Here is a 15,372-nt window from a genome sequence, read left to right on the forward strand (position 1 = left end):
TCACGCCGACTGACAGGATCTGACAGTCGGCGCGGGTACGCTCGCTGCCTCGTGGGGCACGAGTCGGACATGGTCCAGGCAGCAGGATCGCGCGTCCACCCGCGGGCCGAACGTGGGAAACCGAATCGCGTCCGGTATGATCTGACCGCCTTCGGGTAGTCCCGTCGAGAATCTTCACGTGAACGCCGCGACCCTCTATCGACTGGCGCTCGGCGCCGATCGGAAGCCCGACGCGTGGCAGGCCGCGCTGGCGACCGACGCGTGGCCGCGGGTCCTGATTGCGCCGACCGGATCGGGCAAGACCGCCGCGGTGACGCTGGGGTGGACGGCCCGTCTTCTGCACAGCCCCGACGCTACGCCCCGCCGGCTCGTCTGGTGCCTGCCGATGCGCACGCTGGTCGAGCAGACCGCGCGGGCGGTCGAGGAATGGCTTCGCAAGCTGGCCACCGACGAAGTGGACAGCGAGGGTCGGCTGCCGCGACCGGAAGACGTGCACGTGCTCATGGGTGGTGTGGACGCGAACGGCTGGCTGGAGAGACCGGAACGCCCGGCGGTTCTCGTGGGCACCCAGGACATGCTGTTGAGCCGCGCCCTGATGCGTGGCTATGCGTCGTCCCGGGCGCTCTGGCCGATGGAGTTCGCCCTTCTGCACGAGGACGCGCAGTGGGTGTTCGACGAGGTGCAGCTCATGGGCGCGGGCCGCGCGACGTCCGCCCAGCTCGACGCCTTCCGGCAGTCGGAAGCCGAGCGCGCCCGACCCGACGGCCGCGCAGCGGGCGCCTGGTCCCGCAGCCTCTGGATCTCGGCCACGCTCGACCCGGACTGGCTCGCCACCGTCGATCACCCTGCACCGGCCGCCGCGGCCGTAGTCCGGGTGGATGCGGACGCGGCCCCGGGCGGCCGGCTCGCGAAGCTGACGCGCGCGCCGAAGAGACTGACCCGGTCGCCAGCGGTGCCGGCGTCTGCGAAGAAGGCCGACATCGCCGACTACGTCGGGCGGCTAGCGGATGAGATCGTGAGCGCCCACCGCGACGGCCGGATGACTCTGGCCATCGTCAATCGCGTCGACCGCGCGCAGACGCTACGCGACGCGATCGAGAAGAGGCTGCCCGGCCGGCCGGCCGCGGCGCCGGCGCTGGCGCTGGTCCACTCCCGCTTCCGCGCCGCCGACCGCGCGCGGGAGATGGCGACGGCCCTCGACGCGGACGGAGCGAATCCGCACGGCCGCATCGTCGTGGCCACGCAGGCGATCGAGGCGGGCGTGGACATCTCGGCCGCCGTCCTGTTCACCGAGCTGGCCCCCTGGTCCTCGCTGGTGCAGCGCTTCGGCCGCGCCAACCGCTACGCGGAGTTCCCCGACGGCGCGGACGTGCGCTGGATCGACTTGCTCCAACCGGCGGCGGACGCCACGGCTTCGGACAAGGACACCGAGGAGCTGGCGAGGCCCTACGAGACCGCGGAGCTGCAGGCCGCGCGGGATAGATTGACCGGGTTGACCGATGTCGCGCCGGTGCACCTTCCCCCGCCCGGCGACATCGACCCACCGCGCCGCGTGATCCGCCGCAAGGACCTCGATGACCTGTTCGACACCGATCCGGACCTGACCGGCTTCGACGTCGACGTGTCGCCGTACGTCCGCGACGCCGACGACACCGACATCCGCGTCTTCTGGAGGGATCCCTCGGAGGCGAACGACGATCCGCCGCGTCCCGGAAGGGACGAGCTGTGCGCGGTGTCGATCGGCACGGCCGGGAAGTGGATGGACAAGCTCCCCCACAAGGGGCGAAGCCTGCTGTTCCAGCGCGACCCGCAGTGGCGGCGCCGGGACGGTCGGACCGGGACGGCCCCACCCGGATGGATGCGCCTGGAGGGCAGACCCTGGCCGGGCCTCGTGCTCTTGGCGTATCCGGCGGCCGGCGGCTACCGCGAGACAGCAGGATTCACAGGCGATCCGAAGGACGTGCCCGAGCCGATCTCGGGCCTGGCAACGCTCGGCGCCGGCGCGGTGCCGCACAGCTCCGCCGCTCCAGCGCAGCCAGAGGCCAAGGTCGAGCAGTTCGAACGCCATCCTCGCAAGCAGGAAAACAGTGCCGCTGCTCCGGTGCAGCAGGAGGCCGAGGGACACGACGAAGATCCGCTCAGCGGGATCGACGCGATCGTGCCGCTGGCGGACCACCTCCGCCACGTCGCGGCCGAGGCCGACTCGTTGTGCGCAGCCCTCGACGTGGATCCGGCCGCGCGGGACGCCGTCGTGCGTGCGGCGCGCTGGCACGATCTGGGCAAGGCGCACGAGGTCTTCCAGGACACGATGCGCCGGGGCCTCGACGGGCGGGCCGTGGAGCCTGGCGTACTGCTCGCCAAGACCGCCGGGAGACCTCGCCACGGCAGGCCCTACTTCCGCCACGAGCTCGCCTCGACACTGGCGTTCCTGAAGCACGAGGGCTGGTCGCGCGACGCCGACCTGGTCGCCTACCTGATCGCCGCCCACCACGGGAAAGTGCGGCTCAACCTGCGTGCCCTGCCCCGCGAGGCGGCGCCGAAGGACGGCCGGGCCGGGGCGCGCTTCGCTCGCGGCGTCTGGGAGGGAGACCCGCTGCCCTCCTTCGTGCTGGAGGGCGGCGAGCGCTGGGAGGGCGGCGACCTGCTGCTGTCGATCATGGAACTGGGCTGGGACGACGTCTCCCGCGAGAGCTGGACGGAACGCACGCGCGAGCTGCTCGCCCGCCTCGGACCGTTCCGGCTGGCCTGGCTGGAGACGCTGCTGCGGGTAGCCGACTGGCGGGCATCCGCGATGGAGCGCAACGGAGGCCGGGATGACGGGTGAGCCGCTCGCGCTGCGCGGATGCGCCCCGACGCCGCTGGCGTCCTACCTGAAGGCGCTCGGCGTGCTGCGCCTCGTCGCCTCGCCCGCCAACCACGTCTCCGGCGCGGCGGCCGATCCGCACGCGCGCGGCTGGTGGGAGAACGAGTGCTTTCACCTGCGGACTGCGCTCGGCCGCGACGCCCTGCTGCGCTTCTTCCTCCACGACTACGCGCCGAGCCCGATCATCGCGCCGTGGAATGGCCGGGCCGGCTTTCTCGAGGGCGATGCGGGAGAGACGTCGAGCCGCGGCGGCGCCGTTCTCATGCGCGCCGTCGAAAACAGCGAGTGCCGACGACTGGAGTTGATGCGGAGCACCGTCGGCTCACTGCGCGACAACGCTCATCTCGCGGAATACAACCGGCTCCGGGCGCGAGCGAAGGGGCTGCAGGATGCGTCGAAGTCGCTCAAGGGTGAAGAAAAGAAACTCAACGCTGCCGAGAAGAGCAGGGTCGAAAAGGAAGCCAAGACGGTGAAGAGCCTGCTGCTGCCGAGCTTGAGATCCGAGACGGCCGCGCACCATGTCGGCTACATCGACGCGTGCTACGTGCTCACGATGGAGGAAGCGGCCGCTCCCCTGCTTGGGTCGGGCGGCAATGACGGCAGCCGCGATTTCGGTGTCAACTTCGCCGAGAAACTCCAGGAACTGGTGGATTTCCGCGATGGCAGCCCGACCGCCCGCGCGCGCACCGAACTCGAATCGGCGTTGCTCGACGTCGTCCGGCGCGCCGCGGAACATGGTTCGATGGGCCAGTTCAGCCCCGGGCAGGGCGGGCCCAACGGGACGACGGGATACGAGGGATACAACCCTCTGAACGCATGGGATGTCATCCTGGCGATGGAGGGTACGATGGCATTCGCCGGTGCCCTGACTCGTCAGTGGGGTGCGACAGGCGGCAGCCGCGCCGCCTTCCCCTTCACCTTCGAGCCCACCGGCGCAGGAGCAGGCGGCCTGTCGTCGGAGGACCCGAACCGGCCTCGCGGCGAGGTCTGGACTCCCATCTGGTCCAAACCGGCCACATTCTCCGAAGCGGCAGCCATCTTCGCGGAGGGACGCCTCACCGTCGGGGAACGCACGGCTAGAAGTGGGCTGGACGCGGCGCGTTCGGTTGCCCGCATCGGCGCCGCGCGAGGAATCGGTGGTTTCGAGCGCTACTCCATCATCCAGCCTGACAGCAAGATGCCGTACCAGGCGACACCCCTCGGCCGATTCGACACGCCGGATCGACCGCGCAGGGACCTCGTCTCCGACCTCGATGCCGGCGACTGGCTAAGCCGTGCCCGACGATTGGTCGGTAACAAGAGGACGGCGCCCGCACGCGCGGGTCAGGCGATGCGCCGTCTGGAAGACGCCCTGTTCGATATGACGGTCGCGAATCGCGAATCGGACGGGGCCCGAAACGCTCTCATGGCTCTGGGCAGTTTTGTCGGTTGGCTCGCGTCGAATCCGACTGCCCGCAAGGACCTGCGCCCGCCGCCGCTGATCTCCCCCGACTGGTTGCACGAAGCCGACGACGGGAGTCCGGAGTTCCGCGCGGCGGCGGCGCTCGCCACACTCGGGCTGCCGGCCCTACCCCGTCCCGCGCAGCAGGCAGACGCGCAGGAACCGCAGGCTGCGCATCGCGCCGGCGAAGGCGCGGGCGGCGAATCGACGACGGCACCTCAGACGGCGGCCGACGAAGACCCGGACAGCGCCCCGGGGCGGGCGCGACCGGACGCCGCGCCGCCGATGGCCGCCCATTTCGCGCCGCTCGACGAGCGGAGCTTCTTCTATCGCGGAAACGTCGGCACACGCCGGGCATGGTCCGCCGGAGACACCCCGCCCACGGTGGTCTGGGGCGCCGGCCCGCTCGTTCCGAACCTGATCGCCGTGCTCGAACGGCGACTGGTCGAGGCGTCGACCCGCGGACTGGAGGACAAGCCGTTGGCCGGCGCGACCGGCGCGCGCCTATCCGACGTGGCGGCGTTCCTCTCCGCCGAGTTCGACGACGCGCGTTGCGCCGCGTTGCTAGCCGGCCTGGTGTGGGCGCGACCGGCGCGACTCAGATCGGCGTCCGGCCGGACCGGCCCTGCGCCCGTTCCGTTCGCCTACGCCGCGCTCAAGCCCTTGCTCACGCCGGACGCCGCACTCCGCGCGGTCCGGGTGCTGCCCGCGTCCGCACGACTGCCAGTGCCGCCGGGGCTGAACGCACGCCTGCGCGCCGGAGGGGATAGCCGGGACGGACGGGCTACCGACGGCGCCGTGCGGCTGGCCCTGTCGCGCGCCCGCGCATCCGGCCTGCCGGCGCCGTTCGCCGCCGCGCAGCTCGGCTCGCACGGATCGGCCTCCGAAGCCGGCCGCATGGGAGCCGGCGTGCCGGCCGATCGGCTCGCCGCGGCGCTCCTGATGCCCATCGACGCTCGGGACTTGTGCGCATTGATCGAGCGCGCCTATCCGGGCGCTCCGACTGACAACGACCACGTGACGACGGAGGATACGACGCATGGCGCTTGACCTCACCGTACTCGACAACGCTCCCCGCCTGCTCCTCAAGGCGAGGCTCAAGCCGGTGCAGGGCACCAGATTCCAACCGACGGGCTTCCCGAACCTCGGGCACGCCGTCTACGACTCGCCGGACGGACGGGGTCGCACCGTGCTCGTCGAGAGCGCGCAGTCGATGGCGAACCGCCTCGAGACGGTCTGCTGGGACGACATCGCCGACGACTGGGTGGCTCCGCTGCGGGGCCTGCCCGTCGTGAAGGTCGCGGACGGGAACGGCAAGCCGCTCACCAATTCCCTGATCGAAGCGCATCGGCTCAACTCGCCGTACATCCTCGAGGGCAAGGACAAGACCGTCGTCGACCTCCTCAAGAAGCGCCTGGCGGCCATGGAGGTGGGCCGGGTCGATCTGCGCGAGCTGGCAAAGGTACTGCTGGAGTTCGACACCAACGCCCTGCTGCACGGCATCTTCCTCGCGAAGAAGGAGCTGGCCGGCGGCCGGTTGCGCCTGCCCAGGTCCCTGTCCGCCTTCGTAGAGGCGGAGAACGCGAAGGTGGCCGCGAGCGGCGGCGTCAAGAACGACTCGGTGAATCCCTCGGGCGATACCGCCAAGGGGTTCGGCAACGTGCCCTTCGCCCGCGACGAGTGGGTCGCCGAGGAGATCACCGCCTACTTCAACCTCGACCTGCGCCAGATCCGCGCCTTCGGGCTGGGCGGGGACGTCGAGCGGCTGCTTATCCTCCTCGCGCTCTTCAAGATCCGGAAGTTCCTCGCGGAAGGACTGCGGCTGCGCACGGCCTGCGATCTCGACGCCGCCGGGATCGCGGTCACGCGCCCGGACGGGTTCGAACTGCCGGATCTTGACGACATCGAATCGGCACTGCCGAGGCTGATCGAGACCGTGGGCTCGCAGGGTCTCTTCGGCGAGAGCCGCGTGCTCACCGTCCGCTACGAGAAGTGAGCGCATGTTCGCACTCGCCTTCCGCTTCCGGGCCGGCCGCTACCACGCGACGCCGTGGGGCCGCAACGTCAATGAGGCCGACGTTGCCTGGCCCCCGGAACCGTGGCGCCTGCTGCGGGCGCTCATCGCCGCATGGTGGCGCAAGGGCGACCGCGCGCGCTGGTCCGAGGACAACCTCGCGCGGCTGGTCGACACCCTCGCGGGGACACTGCCCGAGTACCGCCTGCCGGCGGGCGCCGTCCACGCCCACACCCGCCACTACATGCCGACGGGCGCTCTCGCCAATGGACGGCCGAAGACCACGCTCGTCTTCGACGCGTTCGTGCGGCTCCCCGAGCACTCGACCCTCGTCACCGCGTGGCCGCGGGTGACGCTGGAGGCGGAGGCCTTCGCGTTCGCTTCCCATCTCGCCGGCGCCGTCGGCTATCTCGGCCGGGCCGAGAGCTGGACGGAATGCGAAGCGCTCGCAGAGTGGGACGGCGACCCGAACTGCCGGCCCCTCGACGGAGCGCCCCACGGGGATCCCGTCCGGTTGCTCGCTCCCCAAACGCCCGCGGCCTACGCGGCCGAGCGGCAGCGAATCATGGACGACATGAGAAGTCAGATACTCGCGGCGCCCGGTAAGCCACCCACCCAACGCGCCGTCGAGAAGCAGCTCGACAAGGCGCTGACGAGCAAGGGCCGGCAGGCCCACACGCTGCCCGAACGGCTCGTGGACGCACTCGCACTCGACACGGCCGACTACCAGGACCGCGGCTGGAGCCGCCCACCCGCCGCCCGCGAGATCGTCTACGAGCGCGCGCCGGAAGCCGCGCCGCGCGTGGTCGCCCGCGCCGCCGGCCGCCGCACCGTTCGAGCCGAGGGCGATCTGCCCACCGTCGCCCGCTTCCTGCTCGCCGGCCGGCCCCTTCCCCGCATCGAGGACGCCGTCAGGATTGGCGAGCTGATGCGCCGCGCGGCGCTCGCGCAGTTCGGCTGGCGGCGGGACGATGCCGCGGGCCGCTCGATTCCACTGGCGCCGTGGGAAGTCTCCGGCCGCGACACCGCCGGGAAGCCGCTGAAGGATCCCTCCCATCGGCACGCGTTCTGGCTCCCCGAGGATGCGGACGGCGACGGCTGGATCGACCACGTCTCCGTGTTCATTGCCAGCGGCTTGAATCGCGAGGTCCAGGCACGGTTCGATCGCATCACCCGGCTCTGGCTGGCCCCGAAGCAGCGATCGGAAGATATCGACGCGGAGCCGGGCGCCGTGAAGGAATGGCGCCTCGCGCTGGAGGGCTTCGGCCGGCCGGCCGACTTCGCCGGCGGCGCGCGCATATTCGGCGCGTCGAGGCGCTGGCGCAGCGTGACGCCGTTCCTTGCGTCGGGCCACCTGAAGGCGACCGGATACGCGGGGGAGGTGCGGCGGTTGCTGAGACGCCGCGGACTCGACGCTACCGGCGTCCGGGTCGACGAGTTAGGAGCGATCGAAGTCGGCGGAACACCACGACGCGCGATCCACTTCCACCGCTTTCGTTCGCGCGGGCGGGAAGTACAGCCTGATGCGGCCGGCGCCCTGCTCGACGTCGTGTTGCCGGAAGCGATTGAAGGGCCTCTGTCCATCGGCTACGGCAGCCACTTCGGGCTGGGATTGTTCGCGGCAGACCAGGACGACAAAGAGAGCACCGGCGCATCGTGAACCACACCCTGGTTACCCTTCCGGGCCGAACGTTCATCGGCCCGACCGGCGTAGGCATGCTGGAGACAGGCTGCCGCATCAGCCTGGAATACCAGGGTCGCGGCCCCTCCGGCCGGCGACTGGAACCCGTTGTGGCCGACCAACACGGCTGATGCCGGTCCGGCAGAACGTCGGTCACCGCGGAGAAGTCGCCCTGAACATCAACGCCCGCGCAAGGCACCGATTGCAGCACGCCGTCGAAATGGGCATAGGCACGGTCCGCGTGCCGTCGGGGTACGGATGCACGTAGACGAACAGGAATGTCCGAGCACGGCGCGCACGGCCACATCCGGCTCTTCTCCGAGCAGCTCGAGCCGCGCCGGCATGGCATCCCGGGCGGCGGCCGGGCGCGGCGGCACGTGCATCGAACCGGCCTGCGCGATCCGGCGCGTCCGCCGCGGCGGACATCAGGCGCGCGCCCGGGCGCGATTGCGCTGTGTACCATGGTGCACGACGGGCGGGCCTGGACCGCAACAGCAGCGAACGACCGCCTGCTCTCGACGCCGTGTGACACGGCGCCCCATGACCAGACGCAGACTGCCCATCGGCATCCAGACGTTCCGCACGCTCCGGGAGCGGAACTGCTACTACGTGGACAAGACGCCTCATGTCCGCGCGCTGCTGAACGAGGGGACGCACTATTTTCTGTCCCGCCCGCGGCGCTTCGGCAAGAGCCTGTTTCTGGATACGCTGAAGGACCTGTTCGAGGGGAACGAGCCGCTGTTCGCGGGACTCGACATCCACGACCAGTGGGACTGGTCGGTTCGGCATCCGGTGGTGCGCCTGAGCTTCGGCAGCGGCAACTTCAAGGAACCGGGCCAGGTGGAGGCGCGCCTGACGGAGCAACTTGCCGCCATCGAGCGCCGCGCCGGCCTCCCGGCGGACTACGCCACGGTCCCCGGACGGTTCGGCGACCTCCTGGAGGCGCTGCACCGCAAGACCGGGCAACCGGTCGTCGTGCTGGTGGACGAGTATGACAAGCCGATCCTCGACGCGCTGGACGTGCCCGACGTCGCGCGCACCAACCGCGATTTTCTGCGCGGCGTCTACGCGGCCATCAAGGACGGTGACGCGCACGTCCGGTTCGCGTTTCTCACCGGGGTCAGCAAGTTCTCCAAGGTCAGTCTGTTCTCCGGACTCAACAACCTGAAGGACATCACGCTCGACCCGCGCTACTCGACCATCTGCGGCTACACGGACGCGGACCTCGACACCGTGTTCGCGGCGGAATTGCCGGGTCTCGACCGCGACGAGATACGAACCTGGTACGACGGCTACAACTGGCGCGGTCGCGAAACGGTCTACAACCCCTTCGACATCCTGCTGCTCTTCGACCGCCGCGAGTTCAAGGCCCACTGGTTCGAAACCGGCACGCCCTCGTTCCTGGTGGACACGCTTTGCAAGCGGCGCGTCGGTGCTCCGTCCCTCGAAGAGATGGTCGGCACCGACGAGCTGCTGTCGAAGTTCGACGTGGACGACATCGGGACGGAGGCGCTCCTGTTCCAGACGGGTTACCTGACGATCGCCGAGGAGCGGAACCTCGGCGGCAAGTCCCTGTACCGGCTGGGCTATCCGAACCGCGAGGTGAAGCAGAGCCTGAACGAACATCTGCTGCGCGCCATGGGGCCGGACCCGTCCCGGCAGGGCGCGCACGACATCCGGCTGTACGAACTGCTTGCGGCCAACGACTTCACCGGCCTCGAATCCCTGTTCCGGGCCTTCTTCGCCGGCATTCCCTACAACTGGCACGTCAACAACGACATCGCGCACTTCGAGGGCTACTACGCCAGCCTGTTCTATTCGTGGTTCGCCGCGTTGGGACTCGACGTCGCGGCGGAGGACGCCGGCAGCAGCGGTCGTCTGGACCTGGTGCTGCGCTTCAACGCCAACGTCTACCTGTTCGAGTTCAAGGTGGTGGAGTCGACGCCGGAGGGCGCCGGGATGGCCCAATTGAAGGATCGGGGCTACGCGGACAAGTACCGCAGCCGAGGCGAACCCATCCACCTGATAGCGGTCGAGTTCAGCAGCAAGGCCCGCAACCTGGCGTCGTTTGCAGTGGAGCGTGCGTGATCCTGAAGGAACCGCCGAGCGTCCACTCCGCGCGGCGGTACCAAGGGCGGGCGTTGACGGTGCATGACCCCGGCTGTCACTCGCCCTTCCCGCTGCGCTTGCGCGGCGGCCGCTTCTGGACCGTGTCAAGCAGCTTCTCGAGGCGGTCGCGCTCGCCGTTCCGCAGGCGTTTGTTCTGTTGCGCGGGCCGCCGGCCGATCAGGCCCTCCAGCTCGATCAGCCAGTCCAGATCGGCGCGGATATCGCCCTGGGCCAGCTCCACCGCGCGCTCCCAGTCGCCGGCGTTCCGCCAGACGCGCAGCGTTTCCTTGTGGGCGCCTGCGCGCTCGTAGGCTGCGGCGGCCTCCTCGGGCCGCTCCTGCGCCTCGCGCAGCCGGCCGAGTCGCAGCAGGTCCGGGGTGATCGTCGCCAATAGCGCCTCGGCCTTCTCAAGCCGCTTCCTACGCGCGGGCCGGTGCTCGCTCGCAGCCGCCTTCAGCAGGGTGTCGAAGGCCTTGCCGCGCAGCAGGCGGGACTTGGCCGGCGCATCTCCCTCGTAGCCGGTCAGGCGCAACCAGGCCTCGGCCTCGGTCTCGGCGAACCACGCGGCGGACTCCGGGTCGGCCGCCCCCGCGTTCAGTCCCTCGCGCAGGGCCTGCGCCGCGGGCAGCAGCGCCGGTCGCAGCCAGTCGCCCCCGGGTTGCTGCTGCCGATCGAGCGTGTGCGCCCGCTCCAGCAGGGCGAACGGCGGCGCCGATCGGTCGTCCGACCAGGCCGCCAGCTCCAGGAGCGTCTGCTCCTCTTGGTGACCCCGCAGGAAGACGCGGTGCCGCTCAAGGTCGGGCCGTTCACTCGTGTCCGGCCGCTCACCCGGCCCGGTGCGGTGGGCGGTGGGTTCAGGTGCCGCCGGCGGGGACCAGTCCTCGGAGAAGATCGCCTCCCGAGCTGCATGGAGCACCTCGTGGCGCCGCACCCCGTCGGGCGGACCGTCGACGAGCAGGCGCGCGGCCGTGGCGAGCAGCGTCGTGCGCGCATCCAGGCGCACGGCGCGATCCGACACGCCGTTCGGCAGATCGGGGTCGCCCAGAAGCCGGAACGCCTGGCGCGCGCGCTGCCACGCCCGGCCCGGCGCCGAATCGATCAGCAGCCGGGCATCGCTGGTGCGCGCCTGCACACGCTCCTCGGGAGAGGCGTCGGCCTGCGCGAAGTGGTCGAGAAGATCTTCCGGACTGTACGGCGCCGCGTCCCCCAGCAGCGCCACGCTGAGCGCCCTTTCCTCGTCCGTCGCATCGACGTCGATGCAGACGAGGGTCTCCGTCGCCCGGCTCAGCGTCACCCGGAGATGATCAATCGCTGTCCGGCGGGCCTGCTGGTCGAGCTCGGCATCGACCATGTACTCCTGTTCCTCGCTGCGCAGGCGCGACAGCAGGCGGCCCGGATCGAGAAGGCACACCGACTGATACTCCAGTCCCTTGGCCTCGGCCGGCGTGAGCACGCTGTCGCGGAGGCGCTCCGGAACCCACGACGGCGGATCGTTGCGCACCGAGACGACCACGACGTCGTCCGCCTCATCGAGGCGCTCCAGAAGCTCGACCGCTTCGAGCCGATCGGGGACGGGGACGTGGACGAGATGCGCATCGACGTGCTGGCCTCCGTCCTGGCGCCGCTGCTTGGTGGGGCGAACGTTCTTCTCGAGGTCGACGTACCGCTCCGAAGCGCGCTCGACGACCTCGGCGATGCGGCTGGGGCAGCGCAGGTGCGCATCCAACTGAAACCTGCCCGGCGCCCCCGCCCGCCGGGCCAGCAGGTCGTTCAGCGGCCCCCAGTCGAACCCGGTCGGCCGAACGGTCTGCCCGGCATCGCCGGCCATCAGCAGCCAGGGGGCACGGCCGCGCCGGCGTCCGATCGCGCGGCACAGCTCCACCACGACTGCGGTTTCGAGCAGTGTCAGGTCCTGGAGCTCGTCGACGACGATGCGGTCGAAGTCGTCGAAGCCTTCCGGGAGGTCGTCGTCCCGCAGCCGGCCGATGGCGCCCGTAGCGGCGACGAGCTCGGGAAAGACCGCCCGCACGCCGTCCGCCGGCAGGAAGCGGGCGACCTTCAGCAGCGCCCTGGCCGCCTTCGGACCGACGCCGTCGTGGTCCCCGCGGAGATCGCGGTACGCATCGTCGTCGAGACGCGCGACGCCGCGCTCGAGGCGGCAGCCGGTCTCGCCGGGTATCGCCCGCCCGAAGAGGATGGCGCGCAGCTCGGCGTGCAGCGCATCCCGCCGGTTCTTCCACGGTCCGGCCATGTCGCGGCCGAGCCGCGTGAGGGCGGCGTCGAACCTCGCACGGCTGGCGCCCAGCCCCTGCCGGGCGACGTCGGCCCCGCAGATCTCGCCGACGAACGTCGCGAAGTCGCGGGCGACGACCTCGACGTCGGCGGGCGCGAACGACGCGAAGCGTTCCTCGGCGTGGCGCGTCAGGGCGCTCGACCACGTGAGGTACAGGACGCGCTGTCCGCTTCTGGCCTCGACGGCCTTCCAGAGCACGGTCGTCTTGCCGGAGCCCGGCCGGCCGAGGATGAGGCGCACTGGCCCTTCGTCTTCCACGAACCGGGTCTGTGCGTCCGTCCAGGGTCGCCCCGCGATATCGTCGTTCAGGTCGTCGGGTGCGGACAGCGGCAGGTAGTCGTCGAGGCCGCCGGCTTCGAGCGGGGCGTGGTCGTCGTGGTGGCGGACGGCCCGCACGAGGACGGCGTCCGCGGGAAGGGCCAGCCCGTTGGCCACCCGGCTGCCGCGCGGTGTCCACCACAGGTAGTACTGCATGCCGTTGGCGCCGCCGAGCGGCGATCGGCGCCAGCCGCGGTTCCCGTCCCGGCAGCCCTTCACGACGGTGGTTCGCCCGTGCGCCGCCAGGTGCTGGAGCACGATTCCCAGCCGGTTGTAGAGGTGCGCCCACACGCGCAGGTGGTCCGATACCTCCGGATGCAACCAGACGCCGTGACGCAGGCCGCGGAACTGCAAGTCATGCGTCCGTGCAAGGCGATCGGGAGCGAACGGCAGCGGGTTTCGAGACGGACCAGTCCGGCGAGCGTCGCGGCCTTCCATGCCGTAGATGCTAGCGCGCCCGTGGCCGCCGTGGTCCGACCGGCTTTCTCCGGCGGCAAAGGTCATCCCGGGTGCTCCCGCCCAGCGCATGTCCGCCGGAAGTCATGAAGTCGATCTCGATACCGAAGCCCCGGCTGCTATCTGTCCGCACCTGAAGTGGAGTAGGCTGCCGGCATGGCCGTCGCGACGGCGATCTTCAATCAGCACTCGGACGTGCGCATCGAGCACGGGGCATTGATCTTTCCCATGCCGGTGGAATGTTACGACCGGCTGATGGACAGCGAGAGCTTGCCCCGCGGTTCCTCGTACAACGGTCCCCGACGCACGCTGGAGGTGGACGCCGTACCCAACGGTCGATACCACGACCCGAGAGCCTTCGCCGTCGCCGAGCTCCTGACGGAGTTGCGTCGCACATCCAGCGTGCCGGCTCACGTCGGCGCCACCGCACCGGTCGAAGGCGGCGAAGACGACCGGCGTCATCCGGACGCGCAGCTCTTCGTCTCCCCGGCGAAGCTCAAGGCACTCGAGACGGCGGTCCGCCCCGCGCCGGTTCCCGATGTGGTCGTGGAAGTCGACACCACGCCGCTGAGTCGGGAGCGGTTCGAAGCCCGCCTGGCAGCCTACCGGCGGCTCGGCGTACCGGAGCTGTGGGTCTGGAGCCGTACCGGCGGGTCGGAAGCCCAACCGCAGGGCGCGGCGAGCATCTTCGTCGCCGGGCAGGACGGGTGGCGCGAAACCGAGGAGTCGGGCGCCGTGCCGGGTCTCCGACCGGGAGACCTGGAGGCGCTGCTCCAGGAGCCGAACGACATCGCCCGCACTCGACGCGCGGAGGAACTGGCCGCCCGCCTCGCACCGACCTTCGCGCTCCGGCACGGCCCCGATAAGGGGAAGATTCATCCGTCGCCTTCCCATGCAGCCAGCTCGGCCCCGGTCAGCAGTTCGAACACCGAGTCCGGCACGTCGCCGTCACGATCGCGATAACGTCCGAGTGCGCGCTCCGGCGGCGGCTCCAAGCCGTTACCCCGCGTCGTCGCCCAGTTCCGCCCCCTCGCCCACCAGCCCGGCCAGAAAGTCAGTGAACGGGCCGATGTCGTGCCGGACGCTCGCAGCTTCCAGCGCCGCCATGTACGTATCCCGGCGCTCGACCGGGATGACGGTCCAGGGATAGCCGGCGGCCGTCAGCAGCAGGTTCATCAGGAACCGGCCGATGCGACCGTTGCCGTCCGGGTAGGGATGGACGTAGACGAACAGGAAGTGGCCGAGCGCGGCGCGCACCGCCGGATCGAGCTCTTCCCGCAGCAGTTCGAACAGCGCCGGCATCGCGTCGCGGACGGCGGACGGGCGGACGGGGAAAGCGGTCGAGGACGCGGCCTCGCATGGCATCCCGGATCAGGTGCAGCCGCCGAACCACCGGAGCGACATCGCGCCGGATCGGCCGGACGGAACGCGCGCATCCCGTCCACCTCAACGACGTCCCCGGCAGCAGGCATCGCGGCGCGGACTTCCAGCAGGGACGTGTCGTGGAGCAAGGGAGTGACGCGGTTGCGCCCCCGCGGCGCCCGGACGAAAAGCTGGGCCGGTACCGTTCGATTGCCCGCGTGCAGCAGGAGGGACTGCTCCGGCGACAAGCACCAGGCCTCACCGAAGCGGGCGCGCAGGTAACCGGCGCAGAACCGCCAGAAGGACGCGTACCATGCCGTGCTGTCTCCCGCGCGCCGGTCCGGCGCGCCGGCAACGTACCAGCCCTTCATGACCGGCAGCAGGAACCCGTGCCGTACGAGCCGCTCGCGGTGCGACCGCGAGAGATCCCGGGCGCGCACGGCGACGATGCCGCGCTCCTGCAGGAACCGCAGGGCGTCCAGGGAACCGGCCAGCTTCTCCGACGGCGGGGTCATCCCGATGCGCTCCCGTTAGCTTTTGGCGCTGCGTGGATTTTAGCTTTTTAGGGCGGAACGCGATCAGGGACCGCGCCTGCGAGGCGAGAGAGATCTCTCCGATCGCGGCCTCATTTGGAGGGCACGACCGCGGGCGTTGGGGAACGGCGACTAGACCCCGCCTCCCGCGCAGCAACTTGCGTGAACCAAATCGCCAGCGCTGTTCCGCTGCACCGCGTCTGGTCATGAGCGACTGCCCCACTCTCCTCCCCCGGCCCGAGCAACGTCCGCTAGGAGTCTGCGCCGCAGAAAACAGATGCGACAATTGTAGGCGCGAGCCG

The 15,372-nt window shown here is 70.5% G+C and carries 8 protein-coding genes; 6 read left to right on the forward strand and 2 right to left on the reverse strand.

What is annotated here, in order from left to right; translation table 11 throughout:
- Positions 1-178: 178 nt before the first annotated feature.
- The 5 genes from F4X11_15275 (at position 179) to F4X11_15295 (ending at position 10,087) form a co-directional block, all read left to right on the forward strand.
- Entirely contained in the window at positions 179-2,824 is a 2,646-nt protein-coding gene (locus tag F4X11_15275; protein ID MYN66369.1) for a CRISPR-associated endonuclease Cas3'', read from the forward strand.
- Complete coding sequence (gene csx17, locus F4X11_15280) at positions 2,814-5,354, forward strand: type I-U CRISPR-associated protein Csx17 (GenBank protein MYN66370.1); 2,541 nt, start codon at positions 2,814-2,816, stop codon at positions 5,352-5,354. Before F4X11_15275 ends, csx17 begins: the two co-directional genes overlap by 11 nt.
- Positions 5,344-6,300, forward strand: coding sequence for a type I-U CRISPR-associated protein Cas7 (gene cas7u / locus F4X11_15285; GenBank protein ID MYN66371.1), 957 nt, complete (start codon positions 5,344-5,346; stop codon positions 6,298-6,300). The genes csx17 and cas7u overlap by 11 nt, the downstream gene beginning before the upstream one ends.
- A 4-nt stretch (positions 6,301-6,304) precedes the next feature.
- Positions 6,305-7,978: a type I-U CRISPR-associated protein Cas5/Cas6 gene (gene cas5u6u / locus F4X11_15290; GenBank protein ID MYN66372.1), complete on the forward strand. Its 1,674-nt coding sequence runs from the start codon at positions 6,305-6,307 to the stop codon at positions 7,976-7,978.
- A gap of 561 nt (positions 7,979-8,539) precedes the next feature.
- Positions 8,540-10,087 (forward strand): ATP-binding protein, encoded by a 1,548-nt coding sequence (locus tag F4X11_15295; GenBank protein ID MYN66373.1) that lies wholly within the window; start codon positions 8,540-8,542, stop codon positions 10,085-10,087.
- Positions 10,088-10,163: 76 nt separating this feature from the next.
- Here F4X11_15295 and F4X11_15300 read toward each other — a convergent pair whose 3' ends face one another.
- Complete coding sequence (locus tag F4X11_15300; protein ID MYN66374.1) at positions 10,164-13,073, reverse strand: hypothetical protein; 2,910 nt, start codon at positions 13,071-13,073, stop codon at positions 10,164-10,166.
- Between the two features lie 258 nt (positions 13,074-13,331).
- Here F4X11_15300 and F4X11_15305 point away from each other — a divergent pair, with 258 nt between their 5' ends.
- Entirely contained in the window at positions 13,332-14,138 is an 807-nt protein-coding gene (locus F4X11_15305; protein ID MYN66375.1) for a hypothetical protein, read from the forward strand.
- A gap of 36 nt (positions 14,139-14,174) precedes the next feature.
- On the opposite strand, the gene F4X11_15310 is transcribed toward F4X11_15305, so the two are convergent.
- Positions 14,175-14,540, reverse strand: coding sequence for a Fic family protein (locus tag F4X11_15310; protein ID MYN66376.1), 366 nt, complete (start codon positions 14,538-14,540; stop codon positions 14,175-14,177).
- Between the last annotated feature and the right edge of the window lie 832 nt (positions 14,541-15,372).

The sequence above is a fragment of the Acidobacteriota bacterium genome (assembly GCA_009861545.1).
GTDB lineage: Bacteria > Acidobacteriota > Vicinamibacteria > Vicinamibacterales > UBA8438 > WTFV01.

Bases quoted from the DNA above. Each gene is read 5' to 3' on its own strand.
- F4X11_15310 (MYN66376.1), bottom strand. From the start codon at position 14,540: ATGCCATGCGAGGCCGCGTCCTCGACCGCTTTCCCCGTCCGCCCGTCC.
- csx17 (MYN66370.1), top strand. From the start codon at position 2,814: ATGACGGGTGAGCCGCTCGCGCTGCGCGGATGCGCCCCGACGCCGCTG.
- F4X11_15295 (MYN66373.1), top strand. From the start codon at position 8,540: ATGACCAGACGCAGACTGCCCATCGGCATCCAGACGTTCCGCACGCTC.
- F4X11_15305 (MYN66375.1), top strand. From the start codon at position 13,332: ATGGCCGTCGCGACGGCGATCTTCAATCAGCACTCGGACGTGCGCATC.
- cas7u (MYN66371.1), top strand. From the start codon at position 5,344: ATGGCGCTTGACCTCACCGTACTCGACAACGCTCCCCGCCTGCTCCTC.
- cas5u6u (MYN66372.1), top strand. From the start codon at position 6,305: ATGTTCGCACTCGCCTTCCGCTTCCGGGCCGGCCGCTACCACGCGACG.